The 17,834-nt window shown below is 71.5% G+C and carries 15 protein-coding genes and 1 tRNA gene; 9 read left to right on the top strand and 7 right to left on the bottom strand.

Features of this window, described 5'->3' with window-relative positions; translation table 11 throughout:
- Nucleotides 1–40: 40 nt before the first annotated feature.
- Nucleotides 41–781, bottom strand: a complete 741-nt coding sequence (locus DVK05_RS04965) for a helix-turn-helix domain-containing protein (RefSeq protein WP_121562277.1) — start codon at nt 779–781, stop codon at nt 41–43.
- 43 nt (nt 782–824) lie between these two features.
- On the opposite strand from DVK05_RS04965, the gene DVK05_RS04960 reads away from it, so the two are divergent.
- On the top strand, nt 825–1,190 hold the full coding sequence (locus tag DVK05_RS04960) for a DUF2249 domain-containing protein (RefSeq protein ID WP_121562276.1): 366 nt from the start codon (nt 825–827) through the stop codon (nt 1,188–1,190).
- A gap of 71 nt (nt 1,191–1,261) precedes the next feature.
- Here DVK05_RS04960 and DVK05_RS04955 read toward each other — a convergent pair whose 3' ends face one another.
- On the bottom strand, nt 1,262–2,152 hold the full coding sequence (locus DVK05_RS04955; RefSeq protein WP_121562275.1) for a DMT family transporter: 891 nt from the start codon (nt 2,150–2,152) through the stop codon (nt 1,262–1,264).
- Nucleotides 2,153–2,279: 127 nt separating this feature from the next.
- On the opposite strand from DVK05_RS04955, the gene DVK05_RS04950 reads away from it, so the two are divergent.
- On the top strand, nt 2,280–3,386 hold the full coding sequence (locus DVK05_RS04950) for a radical SAM protein (protein ID WP_121562274.1): 1,107 nt from the start codon (nt 2,280–2,282) through the stop codon (nt 3,384–3,386).
- 8 nt (nt 3,387–3,394) lie between these two features.
- Here the strand turns inward: DVK05_RS04950 and DVK05_RS04945 are convergent, their stop codons facing one another.
- Nucleotides 3,395–4,759 carry an MFS transporter gene (locus DVK05_RS04945; protein ID WP_158598848.1) on the bottom strand — a complete coding sequence of 455 codons (1,365 nt, stop codon included), beginning with the start codon at nt 4,757–4,759 and terminating at the stop codon, nt 3,395–3,397.
- A 193-nt stretch (nt 4,760–4,952) separates the two neighbouring features.
- On the opposite strand from DVK05_RS04945, the gene DVK05_RS04940 reads away from it, so the two are divergent.
- Together DVK05_RS04940 and DVK05_RS04935 are read left to right on the top strand one after the other, a co-directional pair.
- Nucleotides 4,953–7,061, top strand: coding sequence for a PAS domain S-box protein (locus DVK05_RS04940; protein WP_121562272.1), 2,109 nt, complete (start codon nt 4,953–4,955; stop codon nt 7,059–7,061).
- Between the two features lie 48 nt (nt 7,062–7,109).
- Complete coding sequence (locus DVK05_RS04935) at nt 7,110–7,877, top strand: response regulator receiver protein (protein WP_121562459.1); 768 nt, start codon at nt 7,110–7,112, stop codon at nt 7,875–7,877.
- Nucleotides 7,878–8,161: 284 nt separating this feature from the next.
- On the opposite strand, the gene DVK05_RS04930 is transcribed toward DVK05_RS04935, so the two are convergent.
- A complete protein-coding gene (locus DVK05_RS04930) occupies nt 8,162–8,965 on the bottom strand; it encodes a MarR family transcriptional regulator (protein WP_121562271.1) in 804 nt (267 codons plus the stop codon).
- Nucleotides 8,966–9,294: 329 nt separating this feature from the next.
- Nucleotides 9,295–9,369, bottom strand: a tRNA-Arg gene (locus DVK05_RS04925).
- Nucleotides 9,370–9,703: 334 nt separating this feature from the next.
- Here DVK05_RS04925 and DVK05_RS04920 point away from each other — a divergent pair.
- Nucleotides 9,704–10,303: a recombinase RecA gene (locus DVK05_RS04920; RefSeq protein WP_121562270.1), complete on the top strand. Its 600-nt coding sequence runs from the start codon at nt 9,704–9,706 to the stop codon at nt 10,301–10,303.
- An 86-nt stretch (nt 10,304–10,389) separates the two neighbouring features.
- Nucleotides 10,390–10,812 (top strand): CoA-binding protein, encoded by a 423-nt coding sequence (locus DVK05_RS04915; RefSeq protein WP_121562269.1) that lies wholly within the window; start codon nt 10,390–10,392, stop codon nt 10,810–10,812.
- Between the two features lie 78 nt (nt 10,813–10,890).
- Here the strand turns inward: DVK05_RS04915 and DVK05_RS04910 are convergent, their stop codons facing one another.
- Nucleotides 10,891–11,871, bottom strand: coding sequence for a PLP-dependent cysteine synthase family protein (locus tag DVK05_RS04910; RefSeq protein WP_121562268.1), 981 nt, complete (start codon nt 11,869–11,871; stop codon nt 10,891–10,893).
- A gap of 192 nt (nt 11,872–12,063) precedes the next feature.
- Between DVK05_RS04910 and thrS the strand changes: the two genes are divergently transcribed.
- Nucleotides 12,064–14,013, top strand: a complete 1,950-nt coding sequence (thrS, locus tag DVK05_RS04905) for a threonine--tRNA ligase (protein WP_121562267.1) — start codon at nt 12,064–12,066, stop codon at nt 14,011–14,013.
- 63 nt (nt 14,014–14,076) lie between these two features.
- On the opposite strand, the gene DVK05_RS04900 is transcribed toward thrS, so the two are convergent.
- Nucleotides 14,077–15,612, bottom strand: coding sequence for a PAS domain-containing sensor histidine kinase (locus tag DVK05_RS04900; protein ID WP_121562266.1), 1,536 nt, complete (start codon nt 15,610–15,612; stop codon nt 14,077–14,079).
- Nucleotides 15,613–15,786: 174 nt separating this feature from the next.
- Between DVK05_RS04900 and DVK05_RS04895 the strand changes: the two genes are divergently transcribed.
- Both DVK05_RS04895 and DVK05_RS04890 read left to right on the top strand, forming a co-directional pair.
- Nucleotides 15,787–16,959 (top strand): alanine--glyoxylate aminotransferase family protein, encoded by a 1,173-nt coding sequence (locus tag DVK05_RS04895; RefSeq protein WP_121562265.1) that lies wholly within the window; start codon nt 15,787–15,789, stop codon nt 16,957–16,959.
- 140 nt (nt 16,960–17,099) lie between these two features.
- The gene (locus tag DVK05_RS04890) at nt 17,100–17,819 is read left to right on the top strand and encodes a class I SAM-dependent methyltransferase (protein ID WP_121562264.1); all 720 of its coding nucleotides are present in this window, start codon (nt 17,100–17,102) and stop codon (nt 17,817–17,819) included.
- Nucleotides 17,820–17,834: the final 15 nt, after the last annotated feature.

Raw genomic sequence — 17,834 nt, 5'->3', positions numbered from 1 at the left:
TCGAACCGGCGGACGCCCGCGGGCTCGTTTTCCGACCGCGCTACTGGATCCGTTCGATCCCGTCGTCCTCGGGCTGCTCGAAGTCGACCGGGCGGCGCGGGAGGTCGTCGACGAACTCCCGGACGATGGTGCGCTCGACGCGCTGGAGCACCTCGCTACACGTGGACTTCGCGATGCCGACGTGGTCGGCCACCTCCGTCAGCGTGGTCTCGCGGGGCACGTCGTAGTAGCCGCGGTCGACCGCCTCGAAGAGGACCTCGCGCTGGCGCTCCGTGAGCGACCCGCCGGGGTTCACGCGCTGTTGGACGTACTCGACCTCGAATTCGGCGCCCACGTCGCGGAGGGCGTCGCCGAACTTCGCGATGCGCTCGTGGTCGCCCGTCACGTCGACGCGGGCGACGCCGTCGCGGATCTCGACCGGCATCTCGATGGGGACGCCGGCCCGCCGCGCGACCGTCTGGAGCAGCGGGACGAGCGCCTCGACCTGGACGGTCACCATGCCCTCGTCCTCGGCCATCACCGACGAGTGGGTGATCGTGTCGTGCGCTTCGATGGCGTCGAGGATCGGGTCGGTGTCGTCAGCGGTGATCCGGACCAGCGCGAACCCGGCGCCGTCGTCGGGGGTCGCGGTCATCACCTGGAACCGCGCGTCCGGGAACTCCCGCGAGACGTCGCCGACCCACGGGCCGTCCGGGATGTCCACGCGGAGGCGTGCCTGTGCCATGCGCGCCCGTTCGGCGCCGGCGTGGAAGTACCTTCGGCTCCGCGCTCGCCGGAACATGTTCGTCACAAACGACCCGGGGATCGGGTTCGTCGAATGATACATGAGCTCCGAACCCGGCGATTCCGCGGCGGTCGAACGGGCGGTGGCCGAGCGGACTGACGCGCCGACCGAGGGGGAGACGGTCGCCCTCGACGTGCGGACCCTCGGTCCGCCAAAGCCGCTGCGCGAGACCCTCGAACGCGTCGAGACGCTCGGCGACGGCGACGTGTTAGTCCAGTACAACGACCGGAGCCCGCAGTTCCTCTTCCCGCGCTTGGAGGACCGCGGGTTCGCCTACGCCGCGGTCGAGACGGACGCGACGGAGGCGACCGTCACCGCCATCTGGCCGGCCGACGGCGGGCGGGCCGCGGCGGACGAGCGGGCCGCCGAGGGCGACTCGGGCGCCGGCGACGCGACCGCGACGTAGCCGCCCGACGGGGCGAACCGTCCGAGGTCGACGCGACGGTCACCGGGCCTCGCCCGCGGCGGCGCGTTCTGCTATCCCCCGCGCAGCGCTCGCCACTTCGCGGCGACGAACCCCGCCAGGATGAACGCGAACCCGACGACGGTCGCGGCCGTCACCGCCTGACCGAGCACGAGCCAGCCCGCCAGCGCCGCGAACACGGGGATCACGTACTCGATGAAGCTCATCTCGACGGGACCGAGGTCGTCCAGCAGCGAGAAGTACAGCAGGAACCCCCCGACGCCGGCGACCGCGGAGAGGTACGCGACGGCGCCGAGCGCGGACGGGGTCCACGCGGCGGTCGCGAACGACTGGCCCGGGACGGCGAGCACGGCGGCGTGGAGGACCGCCGCGCCGACCGCCATCATCCACGCCTGCGTGGCGACGAACGGCATCGACGGCGATCGGCTGTGGGTGACGACCGCGGCGACGGCGAACGCGAGCGCGGACGCGAGCACGAGCGCGACGCCGAGGACGCTGTCCGCGAGGTTCGCGGGGTCGGGGTCGGCGATGACGACGACGCCGACGAACCCGAGAGCGACGCCGACCGCGGTGCCCGTAGTGACTTCCGCGTCGGTGGACACGAGCCGCGTGAGCGCGGGCGTCACCACGGGGACGAGGCCCAACAGGACGGCCGCGACGGCGCCGGTGACGTACCGCTGTCCGGCGAACAGGAACGCGTGATGGGCGCCGATGATGAGGGCCCCGCCGACGAGCACGTACACGTAGTCGTCGCGGGTCCGCGGGCGGACGTCCGTCCCCGAGGCGAGGACGCCGCCGAACAACAGCGCGGCGGCGACGTCGAAGCGCACGGCCGCGAACGGGACCGGGGGGAGGTCCGCGAGGCCGACGTCCGTCGCCATGAACGCCGTCCCCCAGACGGCGCAAAGCAGGAGGAAGCGGCCGGCCGTCCGGTAGCGACTCATTCACGCGGAGGTCGCCGCCGACCGCGAAATACCCGTCGAACCGCCTCCGCATTCGCGCACCACTCCCGCCGGGGAACACGTTCGGGGACGTCCCCAAAGGGATCGGGACCGTACCGTCGCGCGACCGATGTTCGACGACCTCGACACCGACCGGCGGCCGCTGGTGCTCGTCTGGGAGGTCACGCAGGCCTGCGGGCTCGCGTGCCGGCACTGCCGCGCCGACGCGAGGCCGCAGCGGCACCCCGACGAGCTGACGACCGCGGAGGGGAAGCGACTCCTTGAGGACGCCGCCGCGTTCGGCGACGGGCAGCTGGTCGTCCTCTCCGGGGGCGATCCGCTCGCACGCGACGACCTCACGGAGCTGGTCTCGTACGGCGACGACCTGGGCCTCCGGATGACGATCACGCCGAGCGGGACGCGGTCGCTCACGCCCGAGCGCGTCCGCGACCTCGCCGACGCCGGGATCGCGCGGATGGCGCTCAGCCTCGACGGCCCGACCCGCGAGCGTCACGACGCGTTCCGCGGCGAGGAGAGCTTCGCGGACACGGTCGAGGCCGCGCGCGCCGCCCGTGACGCCGGGGTCCCGCTCCAGGTCAACACCACGGTCTGCGCGGACACCGTCGACGACCTCCCCGCGATCCGCGACCGCGTCCGCGACCTGGGCGCCGTCCTCTGGAGCGTCTTCTTCCTCGTGCCGGTGGGGCGCGGCCGCGTCCTCGACCCGATCGACCCCGAGCGCGCCGAGGACGTGATGGCGTGGCTCCACGAGGTGTCCGACGAGGAGCGGTTCGGCGTGAAGACGACCGAAGCGCCGTTCTACCGCCGCGTCGGCGTCGAACGCGCGAGCGACGGCGAGGCCGACGGCGCGGCCGGCCGCCGGGGCGGGATCACGGCCGGCCGCGGGTTCGCGTTCGTGAGTCACACCGGCGAGGTGTACCCGTCCGGCTTCCTCCCGGAGTCCGCGGGGAATGTCCGGGACCGGTCGGTCGTGGACGCGTACCGGAACGCCGACCTCTTCGAGTCGCTCCGCGACCCCGACGGCTTCTCCGGCAAGTGCGGCGCCTGCGAGTACCGCCACGTCTGCGGCGGCAGCCGGTCGCGGGCGTACGCCGCGACGGGCGACCCGACCGGCAGCGACCCGCTCTGTCCGTACGTCCCGGAGGGCTACGACGGGCCGCTTCCGGAGCGACAGCGCGCCGGCGACGACGGCGAGCGTCCCGAGCCGGCGGACTGAGTTCGGGCTCAGGCGTACGCCTCGAACTCCTCGCCGAACGCGAGGAAGTAGCCGGTCCCGACGACGCCGATGACCGCCGCGACCGTGAACGCGACCTCCGGGCTGACGAAGTCCCACAGGTACCCGCCCACCGCCGCGCTCGGGATCACGACCGCGTTCCGGAGCAGGTAGTACGTCCCGGTGACGCGGCCGCCGGACCCGCGCTCCGCCGGGCCGACGATCAGCGCCTTGTGCGACGGCAGCCCCGCGAACCGGAGCCCGGAGAACGCGAAGACCGCGACCATCACCGCCGACAGGGGCAGCGCCGACCCGGCGAGCGCCGGCGCGTAGATGAGCACGACGGGGAAGACGGCGTAGACGGCGAAGCCGACCGCGACGACCGGCTTGAGCCCGACGCGCTCCGCGAGCTTCGCGGCCGGGACCATGATAAGCAGCGCGACGAGCATCTCGACGCCGAGCAGGTAGCCGAAGAACGCCTGCGGGGAGAGGTCCACGGCGTACGAGAACCCGCCGAGCGCGACGGTGGCGTCGAGGCCGACCTGGAAGAACTGCGTGACGACGAGGACGAAGAACACGTACACCATCCCGTTCGCGAACCGCACGAGGGTGTCGCCGACGAGCAGCGGCCGCAGCGGGGCCGGCATCTCCCGCAGGTCCCGTCGGATCCGGTCGAGCCCGGCGAACGAGTCGCCGATGGAGTCGCCGCTCGCGTCGTAGAGGACGTGTTGGACCGCGGTCCCGAGGACGCCGAACGCCACCCCGACCGCGAGGACGTACCGGAAGCTGACGGTGAAATCGGCGCGCAGGCCGATGAGGACGGCGGCAAGCACGGGCCCGATCAGGAACGCCGTCCGCCGGAACGTCTCCGTGCTGGCGAACCCCGCGGCCAGCCGCGAGGGCGCCGTCGCCTGCTTGACCACCGCGAACGTCGCGCCGAGGCCGAACGACTTCCACGCCTGCGCGAGCGCGAGGCCGACGAAGACCCAGACCCACGGCTCCACGGTGCGCCCGCCCGCCGTGATCGGACCGACCGCCGGGGCGACCAGCCAGACGGCGAAGCCCGCGGTCGACAGCAGCCCGAACAGCGTCAGCGCGTACCGCGACCCGATCCGGTCCGAGACGGCGCCGCCCGGGTACGGGTACAGCGCCGAGATGACGTTGCCGAACGTGCCGAAGAGCCCGACGGCGAACCCGGAGGCCCCGAGCACGACCATGTACTCCGGGAGGTACCGGGTCGTCATCTGGAAGCCGAGGCTAAACGCGAACATCGCGACCGACAGCACGAGCACGTCCCGCTCTAACGCGAGGAATCGGCGGAAGGCGTCGAGCGCACCGGACCGCTCGTCGTCGGCGGCGCCCCGGTCGCCGGTCACCGATCCTCCCCCGCGGTCGTCGGACGGGTGCGGTCGGCGGCGCCGGTGCGGTCGCGCGGCGGCGGACTGCGGGGCATACGCCTCGTCGGGTTCGCGGCGGCAAAAAGCCACCCGCGCGGCGCGTCGTCGTCGCGGTATTTACGCCTGATAATTTGCGCCGTGCGTTTTTATCCCGTACCCGGCCATAGCGGCTATGAACCGACGGGAAACGCGCGACGCGATCGTTCACTTCGGCCCCGACGCGGACTGGGTCCGCGCGGCGGCCGCGGAGTCGTCCGCCGTCGCGGCCGCGGAGGGCGTCGCGTCGTACGACGAACCGGAGGCCGACGCCGGGGCGGCGGACGCGGCCGGCGCGCGGCTGGCGGTCTGCGAGCTGTCCCCGGACGCCGGCGTCGACGCGCTCGCGGCGGTCCGCGACGCGCTGCCGACCGTCCCGGTGCTGGCGGTCGTCGCCGACGCCGACGCGGTCGACGACGCGCTCGCGGCCGGCGCGGCGGACGTCCTCGTGCGGCGCGACGGCGTGGACGACACGGCGCTGCTCGCGCGGCGGATGGAGGGGGTCGCGGCGACGCCCGCCGAGTCCCGGCTCGGCGCGGAGTCGACGGCGCAGCTCCTCGACGCCATCGACGACTCGTTCTACGCGCTCGACGCCGACGGCGCGATCAGGCGGTGGAACGACAGCTTCAGCCGGCTGACCGGGTACGACGACGAGGAGCTGGCGGGAATGGACGCGCTGGAGCTGTTCGCCGGCGCGGACCGAGACCGGATCGCCGGCGCGATGGAGACCGTCGTCGAGACCGGCAGCGCGACCGCCGAGGCGGAGCTAGTCGCCCGGGACGGCGAGACGACCCCGGTGGAGTTCACTGGGGCGCTCGTCACCGACGCGGACGGGTCGCCGAGCGGGATCGTCGGCATCGGTCGCAGTCTGACGGAGCGCCGGGAGCGCGAGGCGCGGCTGGCGCGGCTCCGACAGGCCGTCGAGACCATCGTCGACAGGGCTCCGCTGACGCTGTTCGAGGTCGAGGCCGACGGGACGGTCTCGACGGTCCGCGGCGAGACGCTCCCCGAGCGACTCGGGCGCCGGGTGTCCGAGGGGGACGCCGCGGAGGAGGTCTTCGCGGACCAGCCCGAGATGCGCCGGCACGTCGCGGCCGCCCTCGACGGCGAGCCGGCACACGGGCTCGTCGAGGTCGGCGACTCGACGCTCGAAGCGTGGCTCCAACCCGCCCTCGACGAGACGGGGCGGGTCAGCCGGGTCGTCGGGCTCGCGCTCGACGTGACGGAGCGCGAGGAGCGCGCGGTGATGCTCGACCAGATCCAGGCGAGCGCCGGCGAGGTGATCTGGATCTCCACGCCCGGCAAGGAGTCGATGGACTTCGTCAGCGACGCCTACGAGGACGTCTGGGGGCGCGCGCCCGAGACGCTCAGGTCGGACCCGATGTCGTTCGTCGAGGCGATACACCCGAACGACCGGGAGCGGGTCGAGGCGGCCCTGGCCGAGCAGCGCGAGGACCCGGACGCCTACGAGGAGACCTACCGCGTGGTGCGACCCGACGGCGAGGTCCGGTGGGTCCACGACCAGTCGTCGGGCGTCTACGAGGACGGCGAGCTGACGCGGATCGTCGGCATCGCGACGGACATCACCGTGCGCAGGCGCCGGGAGCGCGAGCTCCGGCTGAAGAACCGCGCGGTCGAGACCGCGCCGGTCGGCATCGCGATCCACGAGACCGCCGAGTCGGCCGGCCCGATCACCTACGTCAATGAGGCGTTCGCGTCGGTCACGGGCTACGACGGCGACGCCGTCGCGGGCGAAGGCCTGTCGGCGCTCGCCGGCGACGACACCGACCCCGACCGGCTTCGCGCCGTCGCCTCGGCGGTCGAGACCGGCGACCGCGGCTCCGCGACGCTCGTGCTGTACCGGGCCGACGGAACCCCGTTCTGGGGGCGGGTGGACGTGGCGCCGGTCGTCGACGGCGACGGCGAGGCGACGCACGCGGTCAGCTTCGTCCAGGACGTGACGGAGTCGAAGGAGCACGAACAGGAGATCGAGCGCCACCTGACGGAGTTCGGCGAGGTGCTCGCCGAGGACCTCGGCGTCCCGCTCCGGGAGGCCCGGGACCGGCTGGACGCGGCGACCGACGACGATCCGGACGCCGATCTCCGGCGCGCGGAGGAGTCGGTGGAGCGCGCCGTCTCGCTCGTCGAGGACCTCGCCACGGTCCACTCGTTCTCCGTCGAGCCGCGGCGCCTCTCCGAGTCGATGCGCGGGTCCTCGCCGGCGCCCGCGGGGCGGGACGAGTGAGATGACCCGTCACCGAGCCGACCCGCGCGGAACCCGGGGGTGACCCGGATGGAACTCCCGGTTTCGACGGTGGTCGTCTGTGAGACGAACCGGACCAGGGCCGACCTCTACGGGCTCTGGCTGGACGGGTACGACGCCCGGTTGGCGCTGACGAACGCGCAGTTCGACGAGGCGTTCGACGTGGGGGTCGCGGTCCTCGTGCTGGACGACTCGTTCGGGGGCGGCGACCCCGGACCGGTCCTCGACCGAGTCGAGTCGGCGGCGCCGCACTGCCGCGTCCTCGGGGTCCGCGACCGCGACGAGCCCGAGCCCGAGCCGCGGCGCTACCACCAGGCGATCGAACGGCCGGTGTTCGAGGGGGACCTCGTCGAGCGCGTCGAGACGCTGTCGCACCGCGCGAACTACCACCTACTGTTAGACAAGTACTACCGCACCACGGTCCTGCTGTCGGTGTACGAGTGGCGGGCGGACGGCGACCCGACCGACGAGGAGCGCTACGAGCGGCTCCTCGACCGGGCCCAGCGGCTCCGGGAGTACCTGAAGGGGATCCGGCCGCGGATGCGCGACGAGGACGTCCGCGCCGTCGCGGAGTCGATCGCGGTCCCCGAGGTCGGCGACGGCGACACTGAGGCGAGGGTCGAGACCAAGTACCGCCCGGACGAGTGCGCCCGATGTGGACGCGACTGGACCGCGTCGGGCGGCGACGGCGACGCCGCCGAGAAGCTCGGCGCGTACGTCTGGCGGTGCGGCGACTGCGGCCACGTAGACATGCGCGCGGACCCCAGCCACCGGCGCGTCAGTTCGTTCAAGGGGTGACCCGGGGGAGGAGGCGCTCGGGGCTCGCCTACGATCGAGGCCCGCCCAGCAGGCACGGACCGCTCGGGATCAGTCGCGCGCCGCTTCGGCCGCGCGGACGAGGTCGCGGAGCTCCTCGATCGAGAGCGGATCGATCCGCTCGCGGGTCCCGTCACATCGGTCATGTGTGCTATCTGGATAGCGGTCAGGGTCTGCCGCCCGAATCCGACGTGACTGTCGCCGGCACGGATGACGCCGCTGCCGACGTGACGGAGCCGAGGGCGAGGGAAACGGTCCGGAGGCGGCTAAAACGCGTCCGAGTCGAGCACCCGATGCGGCACGTTCCGGTCGCGGAGCTTGGAGGTGTGTCGCGGTATCTCGTCGGTCACGGCGACCAAAAGGACGTCGAGGCCGAGCATCCCCGCCTCGGCGACGCCCTCAGCGGTCCCGAACCGGACGTCTGGGGAGGCGTCGCTCCGGGATACGAGCGCGTACGCCTCCGTCCCGGCGACCGCGACGAGGCCCTCATCCGGGACGTGCGTCGAGACCACGTCCGGGTCCAGGCGCTCGTCGTCGGTGACGGTCGGGACGGGGAGCACAGAGACGGTCCCCGTCTCGTAGTCGACGACGCCCTCGAAGTCGGCGACGCCGACGGCCTCGCCCTCCGCCGCGCTCGTAACGGTGACCGCGGTCGCGGTCCCACCGGCGGGGTTGGCGTGGAGGACGCCGTCGCGCATCACCAGCCCGACCTCCCTCCCTTCCGCCACGTCGTCGAGCGCGATCGCGGCGTCGACCTCGACACTTTCCAACACGTCGGAGTTCACCCGTTCGAGGTACGTCTCAAGGTCGTCGGTCCGGGAGATGAGCCAGTCGACGCCCTCCTTGGTCACCTCGTAGCGCCCGCGGCCGCCCTTCTCGACGTAGCCCGACTCGACGAGGTCGCGGACGTAGTCGCTGACCGCCTGCGAAGTCACGCCGATCGCGTCCGCGATCTCCCCCTGACTCACCGCCGGCTGGCGGGCCGCGATCTCCACGAGCACCTGATAGCGCGTCGCGCTCCGCTTGTTCTCGAGGACGTCCGGCGACCCCCCGCCCGCTGTGTCACCCATTACCGGACCGTGAGCCGCCACAACCAAAGTCTTGTTGTCTATCTCACGGCGAGATTGCGTTGCGTCCGGTTCTTAGCTCAGTAGGGAAACCTCACTGTACACAATTCAACTCAGGTTGTTCCGTGATGCGAGAGAGTTGTATTCTGGACGGTGGCGACCGGGTCGCGGAGCGACGCGGGATCGAATCCGACCTGCTCGGATATACCCGGGGCGGCGACGAGGCCACGGTCCGCGCGGTTTCAGATGGTGGAGCCGCTCAGATCGGTTCCGTGTCTATCGGGGTCAACACGGCAGAGCCGGCATTAGTCGCGAAACGGTCAGTGAGGAAGTGGGCGCTACAGGATTTGAACCCGTGGCAACTTGGTCCGAAGCCAAGCACTCTGTCCAAACTGAGCTAAGCGCCCTCGCTCCGAGTTACTGCCGAGAGCGTGTTAAGTCCCGCGATCCGAACGCGCCGCCGCGCAGTCGGTCGGTCCGCGGGTCGCGCCGTCGCGGAGATCGATTCGTATCCGTGACACGTTCCCGCGATCCGGCCGCGTGCGGATCCGCGCTCGACCGCGAATTCCGCGATCGAACGGGGCGTACCGCGGCGTCGAAGTCGGGCGGCGCCTCGCAAGGGGCGATCAAAAAGAATATTATTCGGAGCGGGCATGTTTCGGTAGTAGATGTGTCCTGGTCGTACGGCCTCTCGGCCGAACGAGTGGCTCGCGCCGTCGACGTCGCCCCCGAGGTGCGTCCATGTATGAGCTGACGCCGCATTTCGACGCCGAGGTCGAGCCCGGGACCAACATCCTGTTGACCGGCCCGCCGCTCAGCGGGAAGCGGTCGATCATGATGGACGTCCTCGCCGCGGGGACCGACCGCGACGAGGGCGCGATCGTCGTCACCACGAAGGACGGCGCCGATCGGGTGCTCCGCGACTACGAGAAGCGGACGCCCTACGAGGGGAAGCCGGTCGCGGTCGTCGACTGCGTCACCCGCCAGCAGGGCGGCGAGACCCGCGAGTCCGACCGGATCAAGTACGCCTCCTCGCCGGTGGACATGACGGGGATCGGGATCAAGCTATCCGAGTTCCTCCAGGCGTTCGGCGACCGCGGCATCGAGCGGAACCGCGTGATGGTCCACTCGCTGTCGACGCTGCTGATGTACTCCGACCTCCAGACCGTGTTCCGCTTCCTCCACGTGTTCACGGGTCGGGTCCAGAGCGTCGACGGGCTCGGGCTGTTCAGCATCGACTCGACGGCCCACGACGACCAGGCGATGAACACCCTCAAACAGCTGTTCGACGGTATCATCACCGTCCCCGAGGACGGCGAGCCCGACATCCGGCTGCCCTGAGCGGGGAATCAACGCCGGCCACCTCCTCCGCCCCGACGCGCCGACCGAGGGATCCGCTTAATCGCGTCGCGACCCAACGACGAGCCATGCCCATCACCGACGACGCCGGACTCGACCGCCTGCTCGACGCCGAGACGATAGCGGTCGTCGGCTGCTCGACGACGCCGGGGAAGGCCGCCCACGACGTGCCGGCGTACCTCCAGCGGCAGGGATACGAGGTGATCCCCGTGAACCCGTTCGCCGACGAGGTGCTCGGCGAGCGGGCGTACGACGCGGTCGGCGAGGTCGAGGAGCCGATCGACCTCGTGGACGTGTTCCGGCCGAGCGAGGAGGTGCCGGACATCGTCGAGGCCGTCCGCGAGCGCCACGCGGACCGCGGCGACGCCGGCGCGGTGTGGCTCCAGCTCGGGATCAGCCACGACGAGGCCGCCGCGGCCGCCGAGGCCGACGGGATCGACGTGGTCCAAGACCGCTGTCTCAAGGTCGAACACGGCCGCCTGCGCGGATAGGGCCGCCCGCGCGGGTAAGGCCGCCCGCGCGGATAGGACCGACCCCGGAGCGGCACCGCGCGGCCGGCGCCGCGCCGCTTACCCCTCCCACTCCTCGAACGACCGGTAGACGCCCTTCGAGAGGTAGCGCTCGGAGGAGTCGCAGAATATCGTGGCGACCGCGTCGTGCGGGGCGTCGATCGCGCCGTCGCGGATGTCGCGGGCGACCCGCTTCGCCGCGATGGCGTTCGCGGCGGCCGAGGAGGCGACGAGCTGGCCCTCCTCGGCCGCGAGCCGGCCCATCTCCTCGTGGACCTCGCGGTCGGGGACCGCGATGATGTCGTCGACGACCTCGGGGTCGAACAGCTCGTTGCGGTCGATGTCGTGGGTGCCGATCCCCTCGGTCTTGTACTCCTCGTGCTCGACGTCCTCGCCGAGGAACTCGCGGTAGGCGGACCCGGCGGGCTCGACGGCGGCGACGTACGTGTCCGGGTCGCGCTCGCGGAAGTACTCGGCGAGGCCCATCAGCGTCCCGCCGGTGCCGCAGCCGGCGACGACCGCGCCGACCTCGCCGTCGAGCGCCGCGTCGATCTCGGGCGCGGTCGTCTCGTAGTGGGCCTCGACGTTGAGCGGGTTCGAGAACTGCTGGGGGACGACGGCGTCGTCGAGCTCCTCGGCGATCTGGTGGGCGCGGTCGATCGCCAGGCCCATCCCCTCCTCGCTCGGCGTGTTGACGACCTCGGCGCCGAGCGCGCGCATGAGCTGCTGCTTCTCGACCGAGAAGCGCTCGGGGACGACGAAGACGGCGTTCAGGTCGAGCTGTCCGGCCGCGACGGCGAGGCCGATCCCGGTGTTGCCGGCGGTCGGCTCGACGACGGTGCCGCCCTCCCCAACGTCGCCGCGCTCCAGCATGCGTTCGAGCATGTACTTCCCGATGCGGTCCTTGACGCTCGCGCCGGGGTTGAACGACTCCAGCTTGGCGTACACCGGCACCGCGTCCGGCGCGTCGTGGACGTCGACGAGCGGCGTCTCCCCGATCGTCTCCAGCACCGACGACAGGGGCTCCCGATGGTCGGTCATAGCCCGGCAAACGTTGCCGCCGGTTTTGTGTGTTGCCATCGGTCCGTCCGGTTCCGGGGCTCCCCGGCGAGGGCAGTCTTTGCCGAGGGCGGCGCGGCGCGACCGAATCGGTTCGCGCGTCGCGGCCCGCGACCGTGTGACGCCGCGCCGCGGATCGAACACACTTATGCCGGTCGTCCGGCTCCGACCTGTATGAGCGAGACCGATGCGGAGGCCGAGGTGACGGTCGTCCTGCCGGACGGATCAGAGCTGACCGTTCCGGCGGGGTCGACAGTCGAGGACGTCGCCTTCGAGATCGGCCCCGGGCTCGGTCGCGACACCGTCGCGGGGAAGATCGACGGCGAACTCGTCGAAAAGTACGCGGAGGTCCACGACGGCGCGCGGATCGAGATCGTCACCGACCAGTCCGACGAGTACCTCACGGTGTTGCGCCACTCCGCGGCCCACGTGTTCGCGCAGGCGCTCCAGCGGCTCCACCCCGAGGCGACGCTGACGATCGGCCCGCCGACCGACGACGGCTTCTACTACGACGTGACCGACGTCGACGTCGACGAGGACGACCTGGCCGCCATCGAGGAGGAGATGGAGGAGATAATCGCGGCGGACTACGACATCGAACGCGAGGTCCGGTCGCGCGAGGCGGCGAAGGAGACCTACGCCGACAACGAGTACAAGCGACAGATCTTAGACGAGGAGGCCGACGGTGAGGAGGTCACCTTCTACGTCCAGGACGACTGGGAGGACCTCTGTCAGGGCCCCCACGTCGAGTCGACCGGCGAGATCGGCGCCGCGACGCTGCTCGAGGTGTCGGCCGCCTACTGGCGCGGCGACGAGGAGAACGACTCGCTGACGCGCGTGTACGGCACCGCCTTCGCGAGCGAGTCCGACCTCGAGGAGTACCTCGAACTCCGCGAGCAGGCCCAGGAGCGCGACCACCGGAAGATCGGCCAGGAGATGAACCTCTTCTCGATCCCGACGGTGACCGGGCCGGGCCTCCCGCTGTACCACCCGCCGGGGAAGACCGTGCTCCGCGAGCTGTCGGAGTTCGCGAACGAGCTCAACCGCGACCACGGCTACGAGGAGGTCGAGACCCCGCACGTGTTCCGGACGGAGCTGTGGAAGCAGTCGGGCCACTACGAGAACTACAAGGACGACATGTTCCTCCTCGACGTCAACGACGAGGAGTACGGCCTGAAGCCGATGAACTGCCCGGGCCACGCGACCATCTTCAACCAGCAGAACTGGTCGTACCGCGACCTCCCGCAGCGCTACTTCGAGAACGGGAAGGTGTACCGGAAAGAGCAGCGCGGGGAGCTGTCGGGGCTCTCGCGCGTCTGGTCGTTCACCATCGACGACGGCCACCTGTTCGTCCGGCCGGACCAGATCCGGGGGGAGATCGAGTCGGTGATCGAGATGATCTTCGAGGTCGTCGAGACGCTCGACCTGGAGGTCGAGGTCGCGCTGGCGACCCGCCCCGACAAGTCGGTCGGCGGCGACGAGATCTGGGAGTCCGCCGAGGAGCAGCTGCGCGACGTGCTCGAATCCGGCGGCTACGACTACGACGTCGAGCCCGGCGACGGCGCCTTCTACGGCCCGAAGATCGACTTCGGCTTCGAGGACGCCCTCGGCCGCGTCTGGGACGGCCCGACCGTCCAGCTCGACTTCAACATGCCCGGCCGCTTCGACCTGACCTACACGGGCGAGGACAACGAGGACCACCAGCCCGTGATGATCCACCGGGCGCTGTACGGCAGCTACGAGCGCTTCTTCATGGTCCTCATCGAGCACTTCGACGGGAACTTCCCGCTGTGGCTCGCGCCCGAGCAGGTCCGCATCCTCCCCGTCTCCGACGAGACGCTCGGCTACGCCCACCGCGTGAAAAACGAGCTGGAGGACGCCGGCTTCCGCGTCGAGGTCGAGGACCGCGACTGGACGGTCGGCCGGAAGATCCGCGCGGGCCACGACGACCGGCTCCCGTACATGGTGATCGTCGGCGACGACGAGCAGGAGGCGGGGACGGTCTCGGTGCGCGACCGCTTCGAGAACCAGCGCGGCGACGTCGACCTCGACGACTTCGTCGACCACCTCGTCGCCGAGCGCGACGAGAAGCGGACGGAGCCCGACTTCGTCGACGACGAGTGACGGCGGGGCCGAGCGCCGGTCGGTGACCGGCGCTGCCGCACGCCCGTCGCGGCGCGCCGGCCGTCAGATCCGGTCGACGCCGGCGAACTCGAACCGCGCCCCGCCGCCGGCCGACTCGGTCACGCTGACCGCCCAGCCGTGTCCGTCGGCGATCTGCGAGACGATGTCGAGCCCGAACCCGGTGCCGTCGCTCGTCGTCGTGTACCCGGACTCGAACACGCGGTCCCGGTTCTCCGCCGGGATTCCCGGGCCGTCGTCGGCCACGTAGAACCCGTCTCCGTCGGAGAGGGGCCCGACCGTGACCGCGACCCCGCCCGACTCGCTTCCCGCGGCCCCGTGCTCCGCGGCGTTGCGGAACAGGTTCTCGAGGAGCTGCCTGAGCCGCTGTTCGTCGGCGCGGAGGGCGTAGCCGTCGCTCGCGACGCGGAGCGTCCCGCCCCGGGTGTCGGCCGTCTCCCAGGCGTCCTCGGCGAGCGCCCCGAGGTCCACGCGGGTCAGCTCGTCGACGCCGCCGCCCTCGCGCGACAGTGTGAGGATGTTCTCGATGAGCGTGTCCATCCGCGAGAGAGCGCGTTGAACGGGCTCGACGTGTTCGCTCTCGCAGTCCTCGGCGAGGAGTTCCATCCGCCCGCGGGCGGTCGTCAGCGGGTTCCGCAGGTCGTGGCTGACGACGCTCGCGAACTCGTCGAGCCGGTCGCGCTCGCTCGCGAGCCGGTCGGCCGCGCGCCGCCGCTCCAGCTCGTAGCTCACCCACCGCGTCAACAGCTCGACGAACGTCTGCTGGGTCTCGGTGAACGGCTCGTCGCGGGGGGTCGTGTCGGCGAAGCAGAGCGTGCCGAACCGCTCGCCCTCGACCTCGACGCGGCCGCCGACGTACGTCTCCAGTCCGAACGTCTCGTACGCGGGGTCGCCGGCCCACCCCTCCGCCGAGGCGTCGACGATGGTCAGGAGCTGGTCGCGTTCGAGCGTCCGCTTACAGTACGCCTCGTCGAGCGGACACGTCTCGCCGGGCTGTAACAGGGGATGGGTGGCGTGCGAGACCTCGATGTGCTGGGTCCCGTCTTCGATCCGCGTGAGGAACCCGTTCGGCATGTCGAGGTACTCGCAGCCGATCGTCAGTATCTCCGCGACCTTCGCCTCAAACGTGCGCTCCTGGTCGGACGACACCGCGTACAGTCGCTGGATCGCGCGGAGGCTCTCCTCCTGGCGCCGCTCCAGTTCGCGTCGCTCGGTGACGTCGTGGAGGTAGACGGAGAGCCCCTCGTCCGACGGGAACGCACGCGCGTTGAACCACGTGTCGAGCGGCTCGTAGTAGGAGTCGAACGAGGCCGGCTCCTGGGTCTCCATGGCGCGGCGGTACTGCTCGTAGAAGACGGTCTCCCTCGACTCGGGGATCGAGTCCCAGAGGTGCGCCCCCTCGACCGCGCCGTTCGGGCCGACGGCGTCGTCGCTCATCGCGGACCGGAGGATCTCCCTGCCCCGGTCGTTCGCGAACACGATCCGCCAGTCGTCGTCGAGGGTGAAGAACCCGTCCGACATCCGGTCGAGCACCGTCCGGAGGTCCTTGTTCGACGCCGACTCGCCCGCGCCGTCGCTCATGTCACGGCGCACGTGTCGCGGACGGTTAAGTTAGGGTGGATTCGGGACAGGACGCGGCTCGCCGGCGTTCCGACCCGTCGACGCGGCGGCGCGCGGCGGCGCGCAGACCGCGGCCCGAGGTACGGGGTCGCCCCTTCCGTCGGCTTTTTGCGTTCGCTCGTCCGGGTATGAGGTATGTCGAACCAGCAAGCCGAGCCCGGCGTCGACGACCGAGCGCCCGAAGTCGGAGAGCTGACGCCGCCGGACCGCACGCTGATGGGGCCCGGACCGAGCGACGTCCACCCGCGCGTCCTGAACGCCATGAGCACGCCGCTGGTGGGCCACCTCGACCCCTCGTTCGTCGAGATCATGGACGAGGTCCAGGAGCTGTTGCGCTACACGTTCCGGACGGACAACAAGTGGACGATCCCCGTCTCGGGGACGGGGTCGGCGTCGATGGAGGCCGCGATCGGCAACCTCGTCGAGCCGGGCGACACCATGCTCGTCCCGACGAACGGCTACTTCGGCGGGCGGATGAAGTCGATGGCCGAGCGCGCGGGCGGCGAGGTCGTCGAGGTCGATGCGCCCTGGGGCGAGCCGCTCGACCCCGTCGACGTCGAGCGCGCGTTCGACGAGCACCAGCCCGACGTGTTCGGCTTCGTCCACGCGGAGACCTCGACGGGCGTCCTCCAGCCGAGCGTCCCCGAGCTGACCGACATCGCGCACGCCCACGACGCCCTGGTGATCGCCGACTGCGTCACCTCGCTGGGCGGCGTCGAGATGCGCGTCGACGAGTGGGGCGTCGACGCCGCCTACTCCGGACCGCAGAAGTGCCTCTCGTGTCCGCCCGGCGCGAGCCCGCTCACGCTCAACGACCGCGCGATGGACAAGGTGCTCGACCGCGAGGAGCGCCCCCGGTCGTGGTACCTCGACCTCTCCCTCCTAGAGGGGTACTGGGGCGACGACCGCTCGTACCACCACACCGCGCCGATCACGAACGTCTACGCGCTCCGCGAGGCGCTGCGCCTCGTCGCCGAGGAGGGGATCGAGTCCCGGTGGGCGCGTCACCGCGAGGTCGCCGGCGATCTGAAGACGGGCCTCCAGGACCTCGGGCTGGAGATGAACGCCCCCGACGAGTACTGGCTGCCGAGCCTCAACGCGGTGCGGGTCCCGGACGGCGTCGACGACGGCGCGGTCATCGACCACCTCCTCGACGAGTACGACCTGGAGATCGCCTCGGGCCTCGGCGACCTGGAGGGCGATATCTGGCGGATCGGCTGTATGGGCTACTCCGCGCGCCCGAAGAACGTCGAGTACGTCCTCGCCGCGTTAGAGGACGCGCTGGCGGCGCAGGGACACGAGGCCTGAACCGCGGTCCGGGCGCGCGGCCGACGCGGTTGACGCGGACCCGACCGAGACGGGTCCAACGAGACGGGCCGCCTCGCCGCCGTGCGAACCGGTACCACCGTTCCCTCTCGCTTTTTTGTCGGGGAACCGACCGTGTCGCCGTGACCGACGCTTTCGGACGCGCGATCCGGGACCACCACCGAGGCGAGCGGACTGAGCCGCTCCGCCAGGGAGACGGCGAGGAGACGCGCGAACACCCGATCGAGGCGTTCTACTTCACCGAGTTCGACCCGGAGAGCGACGCGGGGTCGTGGGTCGCGTCGCGGCTCGACGGGCCGCTGGTCGACCTCGGCGCCGGAGCGGGCCGCCACGCGCTACGGTTTCAGGAGCGGTTCGAGACCGTCGCCGTCGAGTCCAGCCCGGCGCTCGTCGAGACGATGCGCGAGCGCGGCGTCGCCGACGCCCGCGAGGGCGACATGTTCGCCCTCCGGGAGGCGTTCGAGCGCGACCGGTTCGCTTCGGCGACCGCGATAGGGACCCAGATCGGACTGGCGGGGTCGATGCGCGGCCTCTCCGCGTTCCTCGGCGACCTCGCGTTCGTGACGACGCCGGGCGCGACCGCGGTCGTCGACTGCTACGACCCCGACCACCCGGGCGCCGCCGACCTCCTCGGCTACCGCGAGGACCCGACGCCCGGGCTCGCGGGCCGCGTCATGTGGTTCGCGTACGACGGCGAGCGGGACCCGACGCTCCGCTTCACCCTCTTCTCGCCGGACCGACTCCGCGAGGCGGCGATCGGGACCGGGTGGGCGGTCGAGGCGGTCGACCGCTCGGGGTCGGGCGAGGGGCCCCACTACCGCGCCGCGCTCCGGAAGCGGTAGTCGGCCGCCGCGGCG

Source organism: Halorubrum sp. Atlit-8R (genome assembly GCF_003666025.1).
Taxonomy (GTDB): Archaea; Halobacteriota; Halobacteria; order Halobacteriales; family Haloferacaceae; genus Halorubrum; species Halorubrum salinarum.
This window is presented reverse-complemented; position numbering and strand designations above follow the sequence as displayed.

Bases quoted from the DNA above. Each gene is read 5' to 3' on its own strand.
- DVK05_RS04955 (WP_121562275.1), bottom strand. From the start codon at position 2,152: ATGAGTCGCTACCGGACGGCCGGCCGCTTCCTCCTGCTTTGCGCCGTC.
- DVK05_RS04960 (WP_121562276.1), top strand. From the start codon at position 825: ATGAGCTCCGAACCCGGCGATTCCGCGGCGGTCGAACGGGCGGTGGCC.
- DVK05_RS04915 (WP_121562269.1), top strand. From the start codon at position 10,390: ATGCCCATCACCGACGACGCCGGACTCGACCGCCTGCTCGACGCCGAG.
- DVK05_RS04950 (WP_121562274.1), top strand. From the start codon at position 2,280: ATGTTCGACGACCTCGACACCGACCGGCGGCCGCTGGTGCTCGTCTGG.
- DVK05_RS04930 (WP_121562271.1), bottom strand. From the start codon at position 8,965: ATGGGTGACACAGCGGGCGGGGGGTCGCCGGACGTCCTCGAGAACAAG.
- DVK05_RS04965 (WP_121562277.1), bottom strand. From the start codon at position 781: ATGTTCCGGCGAGCGCGGAGCCGAAGGTACTTCCACGCCGGCGCCGAA.
- DVK05_RS04900 (WP_121562266.1), bottom strand. From the start codon at position 15,612: ATGAGCGACGGCGCGGGCGAGTCGGCGTCGAACAAGGACCTCCGGACG.
- DVK05_RS04935 (WP_121562459.1), top strand. From the start codon at position 7,110: ATGGAACTCCCGGTTTCGACGGTGGTCGTCTGTGAGACGAACCGGACC.
- DVK05_RS04910 (WP_121562268.1), bottom strand. From the start codon at position 11,871: ATGACCGACCATCGGGAGCCCCTGTCGTCGGTGCTGGAGACGATCGGG.
- DVK05_RS04895 (WP_121562265.1), top strand. From the start codon at position 15,787: ATGTCGAACCAGCAAGCCGAGCCCGGCGTCGACGACCGAGCGCCCGAA.
- thrS (WP_121562267.1), top strand. From the start codon at position 12,064: ATGAGCGAGACCGATGCGGAGGCCGAGGTGACGGTCGTCCTGCCGGAC.
- DVK05_RS04940 (WP_121562272.1), top strand. From the start codon at position 4,953: ATGAACCGACGGGAAACGCGCGACGCGATCGTTCACTTCGGCCCCGAC.
- DVK05_RS04920 (WP_121562270.1), top strand. From the start codon at position 9,704: ATGTATGAGCTGACGCCGCATTTCGACGCCGAGGTCGAGCCCGGGACC.